The organism is Citrobacter sp. EC_71 (genome assembly GCF_019584005.1).
Classification (GTDB): Bacteria; Pseudomonadota; Gammaproteobacteria; order Enterobacterales; family Enterobacteriaceae; genus Citrobacter; species Citrobacter werkmanii.
Window position 1 is genome coordinate 49,307 of record NZ_VDAY01000001.1, and the last position, 18,264, is coordinate 67,570.

At 53.2% G+C, this 18,264-nt stretch carries 19 protein-coding genes; 1 reads left to right on the plus strand and 18 read right to left on the minus strand.

Annotation, left to right across the window (positions count from 1 at the left end; translation table 11 throughout):
• Positions 1 to 3: 3 nt before the first annotated feature.
• From FHD02_RS00245 to FHD02_RS00325, 17 genes are all read right to left on the minus strand, one after another.
• Complete coding sequence (locus FHD02_RS00245) at positions 4 to 882, minus strand: phosphotriesterase-related protein (protein WP_042311962.1); 879 nt, start codon at positions 880 to 882, stop codon at positions 4 to 6.
• Positions 879 to 2,105 (minus strand): phosphopentomutase, encoded by a 1,227-nt coding sequence (locus FHD02_RS00250; protein WP_220393429.1) that lies wholly within the window; start codon positions 2,103 to 2,105, stop codon positions 879 to 881. Before FHD02_RS00250 ends, FHD02_RS00245 begins: the two co-directional genes overlap by 4 nt.
• Complete coding sequence (locus FHD02_RS00255) at positions 2,105 to 3,268, minus strand: YhfX family PLP-dependent enzyme (protein ID WP_220393430.1); 1,164 nt, start codon at positions 3,266 to 3,268, stop codon at positions 2,105 to 2,107. Before FHD02_RS00255 ends, FHD02_RS00250 begins: the two co-directional genes overlap by 1 nt.
• A gap of 83 nt (positions 3,269 to 3,351) precedes the next feature.
• A complete protein-coding gene (locus FHD02_RS00260) occupies positions 3,352 to 3,714 on the minus strand; it encodes a PRD domain-containing protein (RefSeq protein WP_220393431.1) in 363 nt (120 codons plus the stop codon).
• Positions 3,715 to 3,729: 15 nt separating this feature from the next.
• A complete protein-coding gene (gene yhfZ, locus FHD02_RS00265) occupies positions 3,730 to 4,635 on the minus strand; it encodes a GntR family transcriptional regulator YhfZ (protein ID WP_042311951.1) in 906 nt (301 codons plus the stop codon).
• A 165-nt stretch (positions 4,636 to 4,800) separates the two neighbouring features.
• Positions 4,801 to 5,805, minus strand: coding sequence for a tryptophan--tRNA ligase (gene trpS / locus FHD02_RS00270; RefSeq protein WP_042311949.1), 1,005 nt, complete (start codon positions 5,803 to 5,805; stop codon positions 4,801 to 4,803).
• Complete coding sequence (gene gph / locus FHD02_RS00275; protein ID WP_079225883.1) at positions 5,798 to 6,556, minus strand: phosphoglycolate phosphatase; 759 nt, start codon at positions 6,554 to 6,556, stop codon at positions 5,798 to 5,800. Before gph ends, trpS begins: the two co-directional genes overlap by 8 nt.
• Complete coding sequence (gene rpe / locus FHD02_RS00280) at positions 6,549 to 7,226, minus strand: ribulose-phosphate 3-epimerase (RefSeq protein ID WP_003023561.1); 678 nt, start codon at positions 7,224 to 7,226, stop codon at positions 6,549 to 6,551. Before rpe ends, gph begins: the two co-directional genes overlap by 8 nt.
• A 17-nt stretch (positions 7,227 to 7,243) precedes the next feature.
• The gene (dam, locus tag FHD02_RS00285) at positions 7,244 to 8,080 is read right to left on the minus strand and encodes an adenine-specific DNA-methyltransferase (RefSeq protein ID WP_137361508.1); all 837 of its coding nucleotides are present in this window, start codon (positions 8,078 to 8,080) and stop codon (positions 7,244 to 7,246) included.
• Between the two features lie 117 nt (positions 8,081 to 8,197).
• On the minus strand, positions 8,198 to 9,493 hold the full coding sequence (gene damX / locus FHD02_RS00290; protein ID WP_042311943.1) for a cell division protein DamX: 1,296 nt from the start codon (positions 9,491 to 9,493) through the stop codon (positions 8,198 to 8,200).
• Positions 9,494 to 9,589: 96 nt separating this feature from the next.
• Positions 9,590 to 10,678, minus strand: coding sequence for a 3-dehydroquinate synthase (gene aroB, locus FHD02_RS00295; protein ID WP_220393432.1), 1,089 nt, complete (start codon positions 10,676 to 10,678; stop codon positions 9,590 to 9,592).
• A gap of 57 nt (positions 10,679 to 10,735) precedes the next feature.
• Positions 10,736 to 11,257 carry a shikimate kinase AroK gene (aroK, locus tag FHD02_RS00300; RefSeq protein WP_003023552.1) on the minus strand — a complete coding sequence of 174 codons (522 nt, stop codon included), beginning with the start codon at positions 11,255 to 11,257 and terminating at the stop codon, positions 10,736 to 10,738.
• Between the two features lie 405 nt (positions 11,258 to 11,662).
• Positions 11,663 to 12,898: a DNA uptake porin HofQ gene (gene hofQ / locus FHD02_RS00305; RefSeq protein WP_170972956.1), complete on the minus strand. Its 1,236-nt coding sequence runs from the start codon at positions 12,896 to 12,898 to the stop codon at positions 11,663 to 11,665.
• Positions 12,813 to 13,226, minus strand: coding sequence for a HofP DNA utilization family protein (locus FHD02_RS00310; protein WP_137361510.1), 414 nt, complete (start codon positions 13,224 to 13,226; stop codon positions 12,813 to 12,815). The genes hofQ and FHD02_RS00310 overlap by 86 nt, the downstream gene beginning before the upstream one ends.
• Positions 13,216 to 13,671, minus strand: coding sequence for a hypothetical protein (locus FHD02_RS00315; protein WP_137361511.1), 456 nt, complete (start codon positions 13,669 to 13,671; stop codon positions 13,216 to 13,218). Before FHD02_RS00315 ends, FHD02_RS00310 begins: the two co-directional genes overlap by 11 nt.
• Complete coding sequence (locus FHD02_RS00320; protein ID WP_137361512.1) at positions 13,655 to 14,194, minus strand: PilN domain-containing protein; 540 nt, start codon at positions 14,192 to 14,194, stop codon at positions 13,655 to 13,657. The genes FHD02_RS00315 and FHD02_RS00320 overlap by 17 nt, the downstream gene beginning before the upstream one ends.
• Positions 14,194 to 14,973, minus strand: a complete 780-nt coding sequence (locus tag FHD02_RS00325; protein ID WP_137361513.1) for a type II secretion system protein GspL — start codon at positions 14,971 to 14,973, stop codon at positions 14,194 to 14,196. Before FHD02_RS00325 ends, FHD02_RS00320 begins: the two co-directional genes overlap by 1 nt.
• A 120-nt stretch (positions 14,974 to 15,093) precedes the next feature.
• Between FHD02_RS00325 and mrcA the strand changes: the two genes are divergently transcribed.
• Positions 15,094 to 17,646 carry a peptidoglycan glycosyltransferase/peptidoglycan DD-transpeptidase MrcA gene (gene mrcA, locus FHD02_RS00330; protein WP_042311928.1) on the plus strand — a complete coding sequence of 851 codons (2,553 nt, stop codon included), beginning with the start codon at positions 15,094 to 15,096 and terminating at the stop codon, positions 17,644 to 17,646.
• Between the two features lie 56 nt (positions 17,647 to 17,702).
• On the opposite strand, the gene nudE is transcribed toward mrcA, so the two are convergent.
• Positions 17,703 to 18,263 (minus strand): ADP compounds hydrolase NudE, encoded by a 561-nt coding sequence (gene nudE, locus FHD02_RS00335; protein WP_038634868.1) that lies wholly within the window; start codon positions 18,261 to 18,263, stop codon positions 17,703 to 17,705.
• Between the last annotated feature and the right edge of the window lies 1 nt (position 18,264).

Here is an 18,264-nt window from a genome sequence, read left to right on the forward strand (position 1 = left end):
TCCTTATTGGAAAAATTGTGAGGGGTTATCACGTAACATCGTGTCCACATCGGCCTGGCTGAATCCTGACTGGCGCAACTGTGGGATAAAAGTGGTTAACAGATAGTCATAGCCATTGCCGCCATTGGCTTTTAAATGCGAGCGGCGAGTAATGTCCATAGAGAGCATCACGCGATTTAGCAGCCCACGATTGCGTAGCGCGTGCAGCATGCCAATGCGTTTCTCGTCCGGGTAATAGTTGTTTTTACCGATGGTATCGAACTGCACATACGCGCCGAGATCGATCATGCGTAAAATATTGTCGAGGTTATCTTTCAAATCGCAGTGACCAACGGTTACGCGAGAAAGGTCAACGCCGTACGTCCTCAGCAGGGTCAGTTGTTCCAGTCCCATGGTGCTAAAAGAGGTATGGGTCGAAATGGGGCGTCCGGTTTCGTTATGCGCGCGCGCTGCGGCGATAAACACCTTCTCTTCAAGCGGCGTAATCACTCCTTCACTGGAGCCGATTTCCGCGATAATTCCAGCCTGCAACTCGGTGCCATCGATACCGATGATAATCTCATCGATCATCTCTTGCGCGAGCTGTTCCACGCTACGGGTCGCAACATGCTCGGGGAAAAAAGCATCCTGATAATAGCCTGTGCAGGCCATCACGTTGATGCCGGTATCGCGCATCAGGTCGAGCATGAATTGCGGATTACGCCCCATATAGCGGTTGGTCATCTCAATAATGTTGCTGACACCTAACGCCCGGAGATCCTTCATCTCCTGGCAAATGAGGTCGTACTGATCTAACCGGCAATCAAGGTTATTCTTGAACCCGGAGAGATCGATATGCAGATGTTCGTGAACCCAGGTGTAACCCGTCGGATCAAAACTCATAAGATGTCCTCTTTAAGCCGTAATGCCGAAAGAAAAGAGCTGCCGTTTTGTGGTAACGACGCGCCGAAAAATTCGCACACCGTAGCGCCAACATCGGATAACGTCGCCCTAATACCTAATTGTGCTGGCTCCAGCCCCTGCCGATACACCAGAACCGGTACAACCTCCCGGGTATGATGACTGTGCCCAATGGTCGGATCGTTGCCATGATCGGCCATGACCACCAGACAATCATTTGGATCCATAGCGGCCAGAAGGCGCGAAAGATTAAGGTCAACAACCTGCAACCGTTCGGCATAACGCGCCGTGTCTTCAGCGTGTCCAGCAAGATCGGTTTCCTGAATGTTGGTACAGATAAATACCGTCGGCTCCGCGTTAAATTCGTTAAGGGTGATATCCATGATCTGCTGACTATCCACCAGGTTTTGCCAGCTGCGCCCGTGCGGATTGCCAACGATATCCGCCACCTTACCGACCAGCACGGTAGGGATTCCGGCTTCATGAAGTTTTTGCGGAACCTGCACCTGCTCATCGACGCCAAAGCCCATATGTCTGACCTGAAAACCGTTTTCATAGGCACCAGAGCGTGGGGCGTTAATGCCGATAAAGCGTCCTTCTTTGGTTTCGACGGCATCCAGAATGCGCTGGCTGTCTGCAAGCTGACCGCCAAACGCGATCACGCGCCCAACCTGAACCTGCTCACGCACCACGCGGCCTATCTTTAGCACCTCATCAAACGGCATAACGGCAAGATTGGCGGTAATGTTGTAGACCTGACCTAAATCCGCTTCGAGGTTATCGCCCACCGCAACCGCATCGTTGACCCAAAGAAACGCCAGGTCGCCGCCGCGGCGTTCCACCTGCCAGCTTGCGGCTTTCAGCGCCTTCTCAACGCTATTAATAACCTCGTTAAATGGCATCCGCAGCGGAGCTTGAGGTTGCGTGCCTAAAATCTCCTGATGGCCCATAAAGGTATCTCCCCCTTCATGCTGTAGCTCTGCAACGCCCCAGACTGCCGATGCTGAAGGTTTCATCACCCCCGGCGCAAAGCCCAGGGCGTTAATCAGTCCCAACTTTTCCAGCGTTGGCAGCTGTAGCTGCGGGAACTCGCTCAGGATATGACCACAGGTATTCGCTCCGGCATCCTGCGGCCTGACCAGCGTGACGTCTTTCATTGCGCCAACGCCAAAGCTATCAATAACCAACACCACGAATCGGGCCATTAGTCCTCCAGAATATTGCCGAGACTGTCGTAGCGGGCGACGATTTCAGCCGCGTTACGCTGAATACCGGACACCAGCACGACGTCGCTACGCGTCACGAAGATCTGTGTGCGAAAACAGAAGATCACCGCGCTGCTCACCGGAAACTCACCGGCCACAGGCAGGTAGTAGTCAATGCTGCTGTCATCCACGGGTTTCAGCGTTGCGGCGATCGGCGCACCGCTTTCTGGCGTAAAGACCAGCGCGTTTTGCGCATGGCCGCGACGGTAATACCCCCCGCCGTAGCAATAACTGTCTCCACGAAAATTGTGCGAAACCTCGCTCAACCACAGCATCGCGATGCGTTCAGGCTGGTCGCCTTTTTGGTTGGAAGGGATAGTGCCGGTCAACGCATGGCCCGGCTCGGCGTGGGTGACGCCATATTCCGCCAACAGGGGTAACGACGTGCAACTACTGGCTGACGGCGCATTAAGTTGCTCAATGGCAATTCCGGCTTCCGCCAGCTGGTGTCGGGCACTCACCAGGGTATGCAGGTTAGGTGTCGGCACCGTCTGCGCTGTTTTTTCATCCCATAGCAGGCAGGGAAAATGGGTTAACCCGCTCAGGCGCAGACCCGGCAGTCTGCGGATTTCATTGACCACATCCGTCAGATACGCCAACGGAAAACCACTTTCCTGCCCCGGATAGAGAAAATCATCCTTGTCATACACCTTCAACATCACGTTCTGTTCACAGCCTGCTTTCACCGCGGCAGCCGAGACTTCGCGCGCTTTTTCTAACGAGAACAGCGTGATAACCTCGGTCCCCTGCGCCACAGCCTCATTGACCAGTCGCGACGGGATCTGCACCAGATGTCCCTGATGCGCAACCGGTAACCCGGCACGGCGCATGACGCGACTCTCTTTGTAATCCACAACCACAATGCCTTCATAGCCAAGCTGCAACAGCTTGTCCGCCAGCCAGGGGTTGCGTCCAACCTGTTTGGTCATCAGATACAGCGAGATACCATGCTGCCTGGCGACATCCAGCAGACGTTTGCCATTCTCAATGACCTGATCGACATCAATGACCCAACTGTCAGGTGCGATTTTTCCCTGCTGCCACAAAGCGATAGCGGCCGAGATCAGCGCGGGGTTCTGGCGTTTCAATGCCTCTATAAACATTTCTCTGCCTCGTTTCTAATCCTTCAGTTAAATATTCATTTTTTTGAATATTTAGGATGCGCTAAGCTAATTCTTCATTGATTTCAGACGCCTTCGTTCACCGCCATCCACAATCCATACAGGTTTGCCAGCATGTAACCTTCTTCATTAACATGCGGCGTCACCGTAAACTCTTTCAGCAGCGCCTGATGAACCAGCAAAATAGTTGGCCAGAGAGGCGATTGCGCCATCTCCGCCAAAATCTCACCGTCCAGCGCTTCAATCACTTCGCCCTGGCGGCTGCGCATCAACGCGCTCGCCATATGGGTCATCGCCATAATCCCTTGCTCGCTATGAACCGGCAAACGCCACTCTTCATCCAGCCGTCTGATCACCTGCAGCATGCCGCTACAAATATCCTTGTCGATAACGCCCGCTTCACACAGCAGGTTAAGCCTGTTTTCCATGTCGTTCGCCTTTACTTAATAGCTGGGTTCCTGTTCACCGTTCGCCACACGTTGTTGGTGGGCAAGCAGTGCCTCTTTATTCACAACGGCTCGCAGAAGCTGCTGCATCGGATAATCCTCCGCCCGGGTTAGTATCACGGCCTCTGTGGCCCGAAGAAACCGCGCATCGTTGGTGAGCGGCGTGGCTTCTAACCCCAGTACAGCCAGCTCAGCCTCCGCAACCACGTTCCAGATAACCGCATCGACATCGCCTTTCGCAATGCGCTGCAAGCTCTCGTGATAAGGCATATCGATCAATTCAACGTTGCGGTCGCCAAAACAGGCCTCGGTCATGATTTTCTGATCCGCCGAGCGGTTATCGAGTCCGACTCGTTTTACCGCTGCGGATTCACCCTTGCGGCAAATCAGTTGGTGCTCGCCAACGTAGGTATGCGGTCCCAGCGCCAACGTGATGCGCAATCCATCCTGAGCGAGATAACTTTCCGCAGCCAGCCGGGAAACCACCGCCATGTCGTAGACGCCGTTCAACAGGCATTCCACACGAATATCAGCCCCGCGCATATGCGCGTAATAAAACGGGATCCCCTCGAACTGCGCCTTTAGCCCACTCGCCAGCCCTTCATATAAACGGGTATAGGGCAGCGGCATTGCGCAGACGACGTTATTAATATCCACATGCTTGAGCAGCGCACGATTATCCATCTCCACCAGATAGCTACCGTTCCGCCCACGACGCTCGATACGGATCGCCCCCGAGGATTCCAGGGTTTTCAACGCAGCTTGGGTTAATCCTACCGATGAGTGACACTCAGCGGCCAGTTCATCTATCGTTTTCAGTCGGTTACCGCACTTCTCACCGAGCAGGTAACGGGCCAGGGTTGTCAGCACAACCCCCTCTTTCTTAATAAATGTCCGACGCATTTTATATTTTCAGTAAATTGAATATTTATATCTTCATTAAAATGAAGATATAGCGCAATGGGGAAATATGCAAACGGCGAGACGGTTCACATTTTTTGAGATTTACCAACGAGCAGGCGAAAAAAAACCGGGCGAAACCCGGTTTCTTCAACAACGCAGAGAACATTACGGCCTGGCGACAAAACCAATCGCTTCGTAAACGGCTTTCAGCGTAACAGACGCGCGTGCGCTGGCTTTTTCCGCACCTTCTTTCATCACTTTCTGCAGGAATGCTTCATCGTTACGGAAACGGTGATAACGTTCCTGAAGCTCGGTCAGCATACCGGAAACGGCCTCTGCGACTTCGCCTTTCAGATGACCATACATTTTGCCTTCGAAGTGCTGTTCCAGCTCCGGAATACTCTGGCCAGTGACAGCAGAGAGGATATCCAGCAGGTTAGAAACGCCCGCTTTTTCTTTCACGTCGTAACGCACAACAGGCGGCTCTTCCGAGTCGGTCATCGCGCGTTTGATTTTCTTAACCACAGATTTCGGATCTTCCAGCAGGCCGATCACGTTGTTGCGGTTGTCATCCGACTTGGACATTTTCTTCGTCGGCTCCAGCAGCGACATCACGCGTGCGCCGGATTTAGGAATGAACGGTTCCGGTACTTTGAAGATGTCGCCATACAGCGCGTTGAAGCGCTGGGCGATATCGCGGCTCAGTTCCAGATGCTGTTTCTGATCTTCGCCAACCGGTACCTGGTTGGTCTGATACAGCAGAATGTCCGCCGCCATCAGTACCGGATAATCAAACAGACCGGCGTTGATGTTCTCTGCATAACGCGCGGATTTATCTTTGAACTGAGTCATACGGCTCAGCTCGCCGAAATAGGTGTAGCAGTTCAGCGCCCAGCCTAACTGTGCGTGTTCCGGTACGTGAGACTGAACAAAAATGGTGCTTTTTTCAGGATCGATCCCGCATGCCAGGTACAGCGCCAGCGTATCCAGCGTTGCTTTACGCAGTTGCTGAGCATCCTGACGAACGGTAATGGCATGTTGGTCAACGATGCAGTAGATGCAATGGTAGTCATCCTGCATGTTCACCCACTGACGCAGCGCACCCATATAGTTGCCAATGGTCAATTCACCTGAGGGCTGTGCGCCACTAAAAACGATGGGCTTAGTCATTTTTCGATTCCTGATTTTCGCTATGCGGAAGCCCGAGAGCGGGCAGTAGTTCATTAATGCGGTCGGACATGACATCGGGCTCGCTCAAGGCGATAGACTCACCATAGTTGTAACCATACGTCAGACCAACGGACGGACAACCAGCAGCCTTAGCCGCCTGAATATCATTACGAGAATCCCCAACGAAGAGCATTTGCTCGGGCTTAATGCCAAGCTTGCTTGCCACCAGCAGTAGTGGATCCGGGTGTGGTTTTTTATTCTGCACGTCGTCACCACCGATGACCACGCTGAAGTATTTGGCGATATCTAACGCCTCGAGCAATGGCGCGACAAACGGGGTTGGTTTGTTGGTCACCAGACCCAGCGGCAAACCTTTAGCATGCAACGCGCCCAGCGTGTCGGCAACATCAGGGAACAGGAATGTCCCCTCTTCTGCGACATCGCCGTAGTACCTGTCGAACAGCTTACGCAAAATACGTACCTGTTCCTCGGCGGGAATATCATCATCAACGGGGGGCTTACCCATCGTTTTACGTAATGTCGCGCGCTCCTGACGAGACCACGCCAGCGCGCGCTCCATCAGTACATCTGCACCATTACCAATCCAGGTGATAACACGTTCTTCACCAGCAACCGGCAATTCCAGCGCATACAGCGCCATATCCACCGCTGCGGCTAATCCCGGCGCGCTGTCGACCAGCGTACCGTCGAGGTCAAAGGCTACGCCCCGAATATCCTGAAACTTATCCATGGCTTACCTTCGCCAGTTCATTGCGCATTTCATCAATGACTTTTTTGTAGTCTGGTTGGTCGAAAATAGCGGAACCTGCAACAAACATATCTGCACCCGCCGCTGCGATTTCACCAATATTGTTCACCTTGACGCCACCATCAACTTCCAGGCGGATGTCATAGCCAGATTCATCAATACGACGACGCACTTCACGCAGCTTATCCAGCGTTTGCGGGATGAAAGACTGTCCACCAAAGCCTGGGTTAACGGACATCAGCAGGATCACATCCAGCTTATCCATGACGTAGTCCAGGTAACTCAAAGGTGTTGCCGGGTTAAACACCAGGCCCGCTTTACAGCCATGCTCTTTGATCAGTTGCAAGGTACGATCAACGTGCTCGGAGGCTTCCGGATGAAAAGTAATGATGCTGGCGCCAGCGGCGGCGAAGTCCGGGACAATACGATCGACCGGTTTCACCATCAGGTGAACATCAATCGGGGCGGTGATGCCATATTTACGCAGCGATTTCAGCACCATCGGTCCGATGGTCAGGTTCGGTACGTAGTGATTGTCCATAACGTCGAAGTGTACTACATCGGCACCGGCAGTCAGCGCTCTCGCGGTGTCTTCACCCAGGCGGGCAAAATCAGCCGACAGAATTGAGGGGGCGATCAAATACTGTTTCATCCGCTTCTCCTTGAGAATTATTTTTTCGCAGGCGTTGCGACTCCTGGTTTATACAGCGCCAGCAGTTCGTTCACCTTTTTACGCGTGCCGCCATTGCTGCTGATGCTGCGCCGCACTTTGACCTGAAAATGTTTCGCTGCCCGGTACCACTCACGGGTATCGGGCGTGTCATGGTTCGAAATTAACACCGGGATCTGCTTACTGACCAGCTTTTCTGCCATCTCGGCCAAATGCGCCTGCTCTTTCGGACTAAAGCTGTTGGTATGATACGCGGTGAAATTTGCCGTCGCCGAAAGCGGTGCATAAGGCGGGTCACAATAGACTACGGAGTTGGTATCCGCACGGTCCATGCACTCTTCATAGGAGAGGCAATGGAACTCCGCATTCTGCGCTTTTTCAGCAAAATGGTACAACTCGGCTTCCGGGAAGTAAGGTTTTTTATAACGACCAAACGGTACGTTAAACTCACCGCGCAGGTTATAACGGCACAACCCGTTGTAACCAAAGCGGTTCAGATACAGGAATAGCACTGCGCGGCGGAATGGATCCTGGCAGGCATTAAATTCTTCCCGAAACTGGTAGTACACCTCAGCCTGATTAGTTTCTGGCATAAACAGCTCGCGCGAAGCCTGCACGTACTCATCGGTGCGGGTCTTCACGATGTTATAGAGACTGATGAGGTCGCTGTTGATATCGGCAAGAATATAACGAGAAAAGTCGGTGTTGAGAAACACCGACCCGGCCCCGACGAAGGGTTCAATCAGACACTCACCCTGAGGTAAATGCCGTTTGATATCATCAAGCAGGGGGTATTTTCCCCCTGCCCATTTCAAAAAAGCGCGATTTTTTTTCATGCTGACTAACTAATTACACCTTCTCCGGCTGTGGAGAAAGCTCCGACAGCATCCTGCGCTTTAGTCTTTGTCCCGCAATTGGGCGAAACAGCAAACCATTGCAGAACATATCCTATCTTACTTCAAATCGGCCTGAACCTGGTGCAGCGGTTTTGCCCACGGGTTTTTCGCCTGAATATCGGCGGGTAACGTAGACACTGCACGTTTCGCATCTTCTTTAGACGCATACACGCCCGTCACCAGAACATACCACGGTTGACCGTTGCGCGTCGTCTGATACACCACGTAGTTCTTCAGGTTTTCTTTCTTCGCCCAACCGTTCAGGTTGTCGTAGTTAGAAGAACTGCTGAGCTGCAACGTGTAATGACTGGACGGCGCAGATTTTAACGCGCCAACATTCCCTGTGCTTTTCGCTCCGCCAGCAACAGGCGTTGCCGTCGCGGTTGGCGCAGGAGTTGCGGTCTGTGCAGGTGTCGTCGTCGCGGTTGCTTTCGGTTCTGCTGTCGCTTTTGGCGCAGCGGTTACCACAGGCGCTTTGGTTGTGGTCGTCGGCGCAGTCGCGGTTGGTTTTGCCTGAGCAACAGGTTTTGGCTCTGTCGTCGTCGCTTTCACCGTGGTCTGCGGTTTGCTCTTCGGCTCAATGACGGCCTGTTTACGTTCCTGGTGCGTAGCAGCAGGACGTTCAACCGTTTCCGTTTTCGCAGTCTGGCGCGCAGCAGTACCATTACGAACTGGTGCGACGGTCGCAGGTTCGGTCGGCAGCGTAGAGTTCACCACAACGTTGTTAACCTGCTCCTGACCTTGCGGTTGCGTCAGCGCATTGTTCAGATCGCCCTGCACTTCAACACGCTGCTGGCCTTCAGTTGCCGCAGGCGTCTGCCCTTGAGTTGGGGTAGAGGAAATCGGCGGCAAGGAAACATCCTGCTGGGTATTGCCCGCAGTCTGCTCTGCGCCCGTTGCAGGCGTATTCGTGTTCGCCTGATCCGTCGCATTGCTGCCAGAAAGATCGATGCTCTTCTCGCCAGACGCAGTCTGTTCACTGGAAGAAGATGAGGGGGCTTTCAGCGCAGAACCAATACCGATGATCAGAAGCAGCAGCACCAGAACACCGACACCCATCATCATATACTGACGAGAGGCAGGTTTACTGACCGCTTTCTTACGCTTGCGCGGACGACGTTCTACACGCTCTTCATCCACCGCATCGTCATCAGATTCATAGTCTTCCTCGATGTCCCGCTCTTCTTCACGCTCTTTACGTGCGCGCGCAGGACGGCGATCGTCAGCATCCAGATCAACATCATCAAAATTGATTTGCGGCTCATTATCGCGTTCAGACGATTGACGAGAACGACCAGTACGACGATCGCTGGGATCGGGTTTCAGCTCGTCTTCTGGTTTGAATTCATCCATTTAACACCCCACTCAAAGGTTAATGCTTACAACTTTGCACGTAACCTGAAGCTAAAAGACCTACGTTTTGCAACGTACGTCGGACCTTTCTTGTTGTTACGCCTGCTGGCAATCAGCAATAGCGTTAAGAACCACCTCGTGCGACACTCCGCCGCGCACTTCACTCTTCCCTATTGCCCGCGGAAGCACTAAACGAATCTCTCCCGCTAACACTTTTTTATCTCGCAGCATGTGCGGCAAATAAGCCTCGGTAGACATTTCACGCGGACCATTAACCGGTAAGCCTGCTCGCTGTAGCAGCGTAATAATGCGCTGCGTATCCGCGGAGGTAAACTGACCCAAACGTTCTGACGTACGAGCAGCCATTACCATACCTGCTGCGACGGCTTCACCATGTAACCAATTGCCATAACCCATTTCAGCTTCGATCGCATGGCCGAACGTGTGTCCCAGATTCAGTAAAGCACGTAAGCCCATTTCGCGCTCGTCTGCTGCGACAACTTCTGCTTTCAGCTCACAACAACGGCGAATACAGTACGCCATTGCCGGACCGTCCAGACGCAATAACGCGTCCAGATTGTCTTCCAGCCAGTTGAAAAACTTACCGTCAAGAATGATGCCGTATTTGATGACTTCCGCCAGCCCCGATGCCAGCTCACGCGCAGGAAGCGTTTTCAGGCAATCGAGATCCACCACCACGGAGGCTGGTTGGTAAAACGCGCCAATCATGTTTTTACCGAGGGGATGGTTTACGGCAGTTTTGCCGCCAACGGAGGAGTCGACCTGCGACAAGAGGGTTGTCGGGACTTGAATGAAACGAACACCGCGCTGATAGCTGGCTGCCGCAAAACCGGTCAGATCGCCAATCACGCCGCCGCCAAGTGCGACTAACGTGGTATCACGACCGTGCGGTTTTTGCAGTAACGCGGTGAAGACCGTGTCCAGAACCGTCAGGCTTTTATACTGTTCGCCATCGGGAAGGATAACGCTATCAACGTTAACACCCGCCTGTTCAAGTACGCCGCGAACCTTATCGAGATACAGGGGAGCCAGGGTTTCGTTGGTCACCAACATAACCTGATCGCCCGATTTCAGCGGTAAGAATGAAGCTGGCTCATTGAACAAACCAGCCGCGATGGTGATAGGGTAACTACGTTCCCCGAGAGTGACTGTGATCCTCTCCATTACGCGACATCCACCTTAGTTACTTGTACCCGCAGACGAGTGTGTATTCGGCCAGAATTAGTTGCTTTCCAACATATGAATAATCTGGTTTGCTACGACTTTTGCGCTCTGATCGTCAGTGCGAATGGTCACGTCTGCAATCTCTTCGTACAGAGGATTGCGTTCGTCAGCCAACGCTTCCAGAACTTCACGAGGCGGTGATTCTACCTGCAGCAGCGGGCGTTTCTTGTCACGTTGAGTACGCGCAAGTTGTTTTTCAATTGTCGTTTCAAGATAGACCACGACGCCACGCGCGGAGAGACGGTTACGTGTTTCACGTGATTTTACAGAGCCACCGCCAGTTGCCAGCACAATACCCTGTTTTTCCGTCAACTCGTTGATGACTTTTTCTTCGCGATCACGGAAGCCGTCTTCACCTTCTACATCGAAGACCCAGCCCACATCAGCTCCGGTTCGTTTCTCAATCTCTTGATCAGAATCGTAAAATTCCATATTGAGTTGTTGAGCTAACTGCCGCCCAATAGTGCTTTTTCCGGCACCCATAGGCCCAACCAGAAAGATATTGCGTTTCTCTGCCATTTTTTCGGTACTACTAAGACTATTCGTTAATGGTAAACCCGCTTCGCAGACACCCAGCGCAGCAGGACATGAACTGAAACCTCATAAGATATTGCGAGAGTCAGACTGAAAATTATCTCAATACTCAAGCGGGTTTGGCAACTGAATAAATCACCAAACCCTACGCATTTCTGGTCGTGACAGGCATGCAGCCCTGCAAACATCAGACCTGGCGACATATCGCGCAGTCAAATGACGGCTAAATAAGCCTATGACACACCACCAGAAAGGCAAAGCGTATTCATTGCCGCACAAGTAAAGAAAAGTACCGACGCTCAAATCGGTACTCCTTGTATGCTAAATACACCCCCACGTCAAATCCCTGAAACGTGTTCAGTGCAAAAACAACGGTTTTTCATGCATAAGTTATTCCGTTGACACCAGTCTGGGCGTAATAAAGACCACTAACTCCCGACGTTCATCTTCTTTTCCATCGTGACGAAAAAGAGAGCCAAGCCAGGGGATGTCGCCTAACAACGGCACGCTGTCAGCCGCAGATTTATTTTTATGTGAAAAAATGCCGCCCAGCGCGATCGTCTCTCCACTTTTTACCTCAACCTGTGTTTCAATTTCCTGCTTATCGATAGCCAGAACTTCACCATCAGCTTGTTGTAGCACCTGCCCGGGAACATTCTGGCTAATATGCAGTTTCAACCTGATTCGACCTTTCTGCAAAACAGTGGGCGTAACCTCCATCCCCAGGACTGCTTCTTTAAACTCGACGGATGTCGCCCCGCTTTCTCCGCTGGAGACCTGATACGGGATCTCGCTGCCCTGCTTAATACTGGCAGGTTGCAGATGAGAAGCCAGTAATCGCGGGCTGGCGATGATATCAAGCTGCTGTTTTTGCTCCAGTGCCGACAACTCCAGTTCCAGTAACCGACCGTTAATACGACCAATATTAAATCCCACACGGGATGTCGCCGCGGGCACCGAAAGATCGCTGGCAAGCGTGGTGACATTCCCCACCGCCCCCGGTTGTTGCGCGTCAGCCAGCGACCATTTAACCCCCAGCTCGCGCAAACTTTTTTCATTAATCGTGACGATATGCGCTGCCAGTTCGACCTGTTCAACGGGTAGATCCATTTGCGCCACCCATTTTTCCAGCGCGTTAAGCACCACGCTATTATCACGCAGCAGTAAGCGGTTGGTTCGTTTGTCAACCGTCATGCTGCCTTTGCCGCTCAGCAGCTTCTCTCCAGCTTTTGCCAACTCGGCGGCGTCAGCGTATTGCAAAATGATGTTGCGTTGTTCCAAAGGCAGGCTGGCCTGAATCCGCGCCTGTTCATTTTCCTGGCGGGCCGCATTTTCACTCTGCCATTGCACAGAATGCACATGCAGAATGTTGCCCTCCTGACGTAGCACCAATCCGGCGCTTTTCACGACCGTTTGCAACGCCTGCTTCCAGGGCACATCGGTCAGATGAAGTGACAGCACCCCGCCAACATCCGGTGAAACCACCAGGTTTTTCTTTTCTTGTTCCGCCAGGGCCTGCAAAACCTGCACAACAGGCACATCATCCACCACCAGCGTTACGTTTTGCGGTTTTCCCGCCAGCTCGCCGGGCACCACGACCAGCAGCATCATGGCTATCCATCTCATCCATCGATTCATTTATCGCTCCCTGTCGTTGCCACTGCCATTGAGCAGGCTCGCAGCTTTTCTCTGTGTTGAGAGTTAAGCTTTCAGCCGTTATCTGCGAAATCGTCCAGCCGTTTTTCAGGACGTCGTTTCGCTCAACTCGCCGCCATTTGTGCTGCCCATCCTGCACGATGCCGATCGGTCGCTCACCCACGCTCACCATGCCCTGATAGCGCCACGTCGACAGCTCGGCTATCTGGCAAGGGTCTTCCGGCGGTAAGAAGGGATTGCGCAAACCGGTCAGGATCAGCACGCTAATGCACGCCAACAGCCAGCGTTCAACCGTCATTCAGATGTTCCAGCTGTAGCGTTAACAGCAGTTCAGCGCCTTCTACACTGAGAGAAAACCGGCTGACGTTCATCCCTTGTTCCGCCAGTTGGGCAAACATCGGCGGGATAGCATCCCACGCTGGCCTCAGCGTCATCTCCCCGCCCTTAATGGTGGGTTGCCAGTGAACAAGACGTGCAAGGGGTGTCTGAAACAGCAACGGAGAGAAAGGAATAAACGTCTCTTCAGACTCTTCAATCGATGACGCCAGCAGATACACGTTTCGCCATTGCGTCTGAATGGCGGCACGTTGCTGGTTTAGCGCCTGTTGTCGCATACCCCGCTGCCTGGTGGCGGGGTGAAGACATAGCGCTACCATCATAAGCAGCCCTAAAATCCAGCCGCATGCGCACATAAATCGAAAGCGCGGCGACTGCGCCAGCCAGGCATCACAGAGCGTTATCATGCGTGTCACTCCGCGTCAGACGATAGTGGAATTGCCAGCGCCCTTGGGCATCCTGCTGCGTTTCGCCGGGGCGATTTAACGTAAACCACGGCTGTTGGCGTAATTGCGTTTCCAGTGACTTAAGGGCGGCAAAGTTCAACGTATTTCCGGTCAGCTCCAGCGTCCCTTGCTGCCAAGTCATTTTGGTTAACCACGCCTGTTCCGGGAGTAATTCCGCCAGTTGTTGCAGAATCTGTTGCCAGCTTTGGGTCTGGTCACGCTGTTTGTTTCGCGCTTGTACCTGTTGCCATTGTTGCAGACGCTGCTGCAAACGAGGCTTTAGCGCCGTCAGCGCCGCTATCCGCTTATTTTCAGCCTCTACCAGCAGGAGTTCGACCCGGTTTTCCATGCTAAAAACACTGTAATAGATTAACGTCACGCCAATGCTCAATAGTAGCGAAGCGCTAAAGAAGACACCCCAGAAGCGCAAACAGGCATACCGCCGTGTCTGACGCCAGGGCAGAAGATTGATGGTCGCTATCATCAATACGTTCCTCCCATAGCCAGTCCCAATGCAATGGCAAAGCGGTGACTTTGCGGTGGAATTGGCGGCTGGCGAACGGACACGACATTTAAAGGATCGAATCCGCTGGGGTCGCATAGCGCAATGGCTGCCGGGGAAAGAGATAACGTAGCGGCGAGTTCGTCGAGACGGCTAATATCGCTCGTCAATTTTCGCCCCCATGACGAGCGGGTCGCCCATAGCCACTGGGTATCATCACGCCATACCAGACACTGTTGATCTTCGGGTAAATAAGGAATAAATCGTTGTAAGGCGCTGGCGTCCGGCGTAATCGCTTTAACCTGTACTTTCAGCGTTTGTATTAACGTCAGCAGCGTTGAAATCTCTTTGCTTTGCGCGGCGGTGACGTTAAACGCCGGGCTCAACGTGTCTTCGCTATAATCAAAATGCAGCGCATCCGGCGACATATCCAGTTCACGCGCCATCGAACCGGACAACCATGCGGTTTGCGCTGGCTCTCGCAAGGCCATTGCCGGGAGAGGGAACTTTTTTTGTAACGTCCTGTTGGCGGGAAAGGAGAGGTGAATATGATGTCGGCGAGGAAGCTCACGGCTCCATGGCAGTAGCGTTGCGACAAGCTGTTCAGGCTCGCGAATGTGGCCATCAACGATAACCTGAGGTGCCAGCGGCATACGCCACCAGCGCTGTAGAAACCAACCGGTCGCGTCGCGAACGACAGCGGCAGCCAGCGCTTCATGTTGCTGAATATGCAGACCAATTTTCCAGATATTGAAAGCCATTGCTGATGATCTCCTTATCACCCGTTGCTTTAACGGGTATATCAATGCGTCTGGCTTGCCTTTATACTACCGCGCGTTTGTTTATAAACTGCCCAAATGCCACTAAATGGGAAATCTCCAGTGAAGTTCGTAAAGTATTTATTAATCCTTGCAGTATGTTGCATCCTGCTGGGAGCAGGCTCGATTTATGGCCTCTATCGCTATATTGAGCCGCAATTACCTGACGTCGCGACGCTCAAAGATGTGCGTTTACAGATCCCGATGCAGGTTTACAGCGCTGACGGCGAGCTGATCGCGCAATATGGCGAGAAACGTCGAATCCCCGTCACGCTGGATCAGATGCCGCCAGTGATGGTCAAAGCTTTTATCGCCACAGAAGACAGCCGCTTTTATGAGCACCACGGGGTAGACCCGGTGGGGATCTTCCGTGCAGCCAGCGTCGCATTGTTCTCCGGTCACGCTTCACAAGGGGCGAGTACTATTACCCAGCAGTTGGCGAGAAACTTCTTCCTGAGCCCGGAACGTACGCTGATGCGTAAGATCAAAGAAGTGTTTCTGGCGATCCGCATTGAACAATTGTTGAGTAAAGATGAGATCCTCGAGCTGTATCTGAACAAGATCTACCTGGGGTATCGCGCCTATGGCGTGGGTGCTGCCGCACAGGTCTATTTCGGTAAGACGGTCGATCAGCTCAGCTTAAGTGAGATTGCAGTGATTGCCGGTCTGCCAAAAGCACCGTCAACCTTCAACCCTCTCTATTCGATGGACCGGGCCACCGCGCGACGTAACGTCGTGCTGTCGCGTATGCTGAGTGAAAACTACATTACGCAGGCCCAGTACGATCAGGCGCGTAATGAAGCCATTGACGCCAACTACCACGCGCCGGAAATCGCCTTCTCTGCGCCGTATCTGTCTGAGATGGTGCGCCAGGAGATGTATAACCGCTATGGCGAGAAAGCCTATGAAGACGGATATCGCATCACCACCACCATTACGCGCAAAGTGCAGCAGGCGGCTCAGCAGGCAGTACGTAACAACGTGATGGATTACGACATGCGCCACGGCTACCGCGGCCCGTCAAACGTGCTGTGGAAAGTGGGCGAAGGCAGTTGGGACAGCAAAAAAATTACCGATACGCTGAAAGCGCTGCCAACATATGGGCCACTGTTGCCGGCGGTTGTCACCAGCGCCAATCCGCAGGAAGCCATTGCCGCGCTGGCGGATGGTACGTCAGTGTCATTACGGATGGATGGCATGCGCTGGGCGCGTCCTTACCGCTCGGATACCCAGCAAGGTCCGACACCGCGTAAAGTGACAGATGTGGTACAGGCCGGTCAGCAAATCTGGGTACGCCAGGTTGGCGATGCCTGGTGGCTGGCGCAAGTGCCGGACGTTAACTCCGCCCTGGTTTCTATTAATCCGCAAAACGGCGCGGTGCTGGCGTTAGTGGGTGGTTTTGACTTCAACCAGAGCAAGTTTAACCGTGCAACCCAGGCGCTACGCCAGGTGGGTTCCAACATCAAACCATTCCTCTATACCGCCGCGATGGATAAAGGTCTGACGCTGGCGAGCATGCTCAACGACGTGCCGATCTCCCGCTGGGATGCTGGTGCCGGTTCCGACTGGCAGCCGAAGAACTCACCGCCGCAGTATGCTGGTCCTATCCGTTTACGTCAGGGTCTGGGCCAGTCGAAAAACGTGGTGATGGTCCGCGCCATGCGCGCCATGGGCGTGGATTACGCGGCAGAGTATCTGCAACGTTTCGGCTTCCCGGCACAGAACATTGTGCACACCGAGTCGCTGGCGCTGGGTTCCGCCTCGTTCACGCCAATGCAGGTGGCGCGCGGTTACGCGGTGATGGCGAACGGAGGTTTCCTGGTCGATCCGTATTTCATCAGTAAGATCGAAAGCGATATGGGCGGCGTTATCTTCGAAGCGAAGCCAAAAATTGCCTGCCCGGATTGTGATATCCCGGTGATTTATGGCGATACCCAGAAATCTAACGTGCTGGAAAACAGCAATGTAGAAGATGTCGCTGTCTCGCAGGAACAGCAGAATGCTGCCGTGCCTATGCCGCAGCTTGAGCAGGCGAATCAGGCGTTGGTCGCGCAAAGTGGAACGCAGGAGTACGCTCCGCACGTGATCAACACGCCGCTGGCCTTCCTGATTAAAAGCGCGCTGAACACCAATATCTTTGGTGAACCAGGCTGGATGGGAACTGGTTGGCGTGCCGGTCGCGATTTACAGCGTCATGATATCGGCGGGAAAACCGGGACCACCAACAGTTCTAAAGATGCGTGGTTCTCCGGTTACGGGCCAGGCGTGGTGACGTCAGTATGGATCGGCTTTGATGATCATCGCCGCAATCTGGGTCACACGACAGCTTCCGGGGCGATCAAAGATCAAATCTCCGGCTATGAAGGCGGCGCGAAGAGCGCACAGCCGGCGTGGGATGCTTACATGAAATCCGTGCTGGAAGGAGTGCCTGAGCAGCCGTTGACGCCGCCGCCGGGTATTGTGACAGTCAATATCGATCGCAGTACCGGTCAACTGGCGAGCGGCGGTAACAGCCGTGCAGAGTATTTCATTGAAGGTACTCAGCCAACGCAGCAGGCGGTACACGAGGTAGGGACAACCATTATCGATAATGGTGAGACACACGAACTGTTCTGATCAAAAAAGGCGCTTCGGCGCCTTTTTTATTGTTTGTGTATTTAGCGGGATAGATATTAAAGCCGTCCCTGCCCTTTCAGCCATTCGCGTACGAGGAACAACGCGCTCACATTGCGAGCTTCGTGGAAATCAGGATCCTCCAGCAAATCCATCATATGCGCGAGTGGCCAGCGTACCTGCGGTAATGGCTCAGGTTCATCCCCCTCCAGCGATTCAGGATAAAGATCCTCCGCCACCACAATGTTCATCTTGCTGGAGAAATAAGACGGCGCCATGCTGAGTTTCTTCAAAAACGTCAGATCTTTCGCGCCAAATCCCACCTCTTCTTTCAGTTCCCGATTCGCCGCCTCAAATACGCTTTCGCCGGGATCGATTAATCCTTTGGAAAAACCCAGTTCGTAGGACTCGGTCCCGACCGCGTATTCGCGGATAAGGATCAGGTGGTCGTCCACAATCGGCACAATCATTACCGCTTCACGCGTGGAGGGCCGCATACGTTCATAAACGCGGCGTACGCCATTGCTGAACTCAAGGTCCACGCTTTCGACCTTAAACAGCCGGGATTGGGCGACGGTTTCCACTTTCAAAATCGTGGGTTTTTGTAATGATTTGCTCATT

Bases quoted from the DNA above. Each gene is read 5' to 3' on its own strand.
- damX (WP_042311943.1), bottom strand. From the start codon at position 9,493: ATGGATGAATTCAAACCAGAAGACGAGCTGAAACCCGATCCCAGCGAT.
- trpS (WP_042311949.1), bottom strand. From the start codon at position 5,805: ATGACTAAGCCCATCGTTTTTAGTGGCGCACAGCCCTCAGGTGAATTG.
- FHD02_RS00245 (WP_042311962.1), bottom strand. From the start codon at position 882: ATGAGTTTTGATCCGACGGGTTACACCTGGGTTCACGAACATCTGCAT.
- hofQ (WP_170972956.1), bottom strand. From the start codon at position 12,898: ATGAGATGGATAGCCATGATGCTGCTGGTCGTGGTGCCCGGCGAGCTG.
- FHD02_RS00310 (WP_137361510.1), bottom strand. From the start codon at position 13,226: ATGACGGTTGAACGCTGGCTGTTGGCGTGCATTAGCGTGCTGATCCTG.
- FHD02_RS00315 (WP_137361511.1), bottom strand. From the start codon at position 13,671: ATGATAACGCTCTGTGATGCCTGGCTGGCGCAGTCGCCGCGCTTTCGA.
- FHD02_RS00320 (WP_137361512.1), bottom strand. From the start codon at position 14,194: ATGATAGCGACCATCAATCTTCTGCCCTGGCGTCAGACACGGCGGTAT.
- gph (WP_079225883.1), bottom strand. From the start codon at position 6,556: ATGGATAAGTTTCAGGATATTCGGGGCGTAGCCTTTGACCTCGACGGT.
- FHD02_RS00260 (WP_220393431.1), bottom strand. From the start codon at position 3,714: ATGGAAAACAGGCTTAACCTGCTGTGTGAAGCGGGCGTTATCGACAAG.
- FHD02_RS00255 (WP_220393430.1), bottom strand. From the start codon at position 3,268: ATGTTTATAGAGGCATTGAAACGCCAGAACCCCGCGCTGATCTCGGCC.
- dam (WP_137361508.1), bottom strand. From the start codon at position 8,080: ATGAAAAAAAATCGCGCTTTTTTGAAATGGGCAGGGGGAAAATACCCC.
- aroK (WP_003023552.1), bottom strand. From the start codon at position 11,257: ATGGCAGAGAAACGCAATATCTTTCTGGTTGGGCCTATGGGTGCCGGA.
- nudE (WP_038634868.1), bottom strand. From the start codon at position 18,263: ATGAGCAAATCATTACAAAAACCCACGATTTTGAAAGTGGAAACCGTC.
- rpe (WP_003023561.1), bottom strand. From the start codon at position 7,226: ATGAAACAGTATTTGATCGCCCCCTCAATTCTGTCGGCTGATTTTGCC.
- yhfZ (WP_042311951.1), bottom strand. From the start codon at position 4,635: ATGCGTCGGACATTTATTAAGAAAGAGGGGGTTGTGCTGACAACCCTG.
- aroB (WP_220393432.1), bottom strand. From the start codon at position 10,678: ATGGAGAGGATCACAGTCACTCTCGGGGAACGTAGTTACCCTATCACC.
- FHD02_RS00250 (WP_220393429.1), bottom strand. From the start codon at position 2,105: ATGGCCCGATTCGTGGTGTTGGTTATTGATAGCTTTGGCGTTGGCGCA.
- FHD02_RS00325 (WP_137361513.1), bottom strand. From the start codon at position 14,973: ATGGCTTTCAATATCTGGAAAATTGGTCTGCATATTCAGCAACATGAA.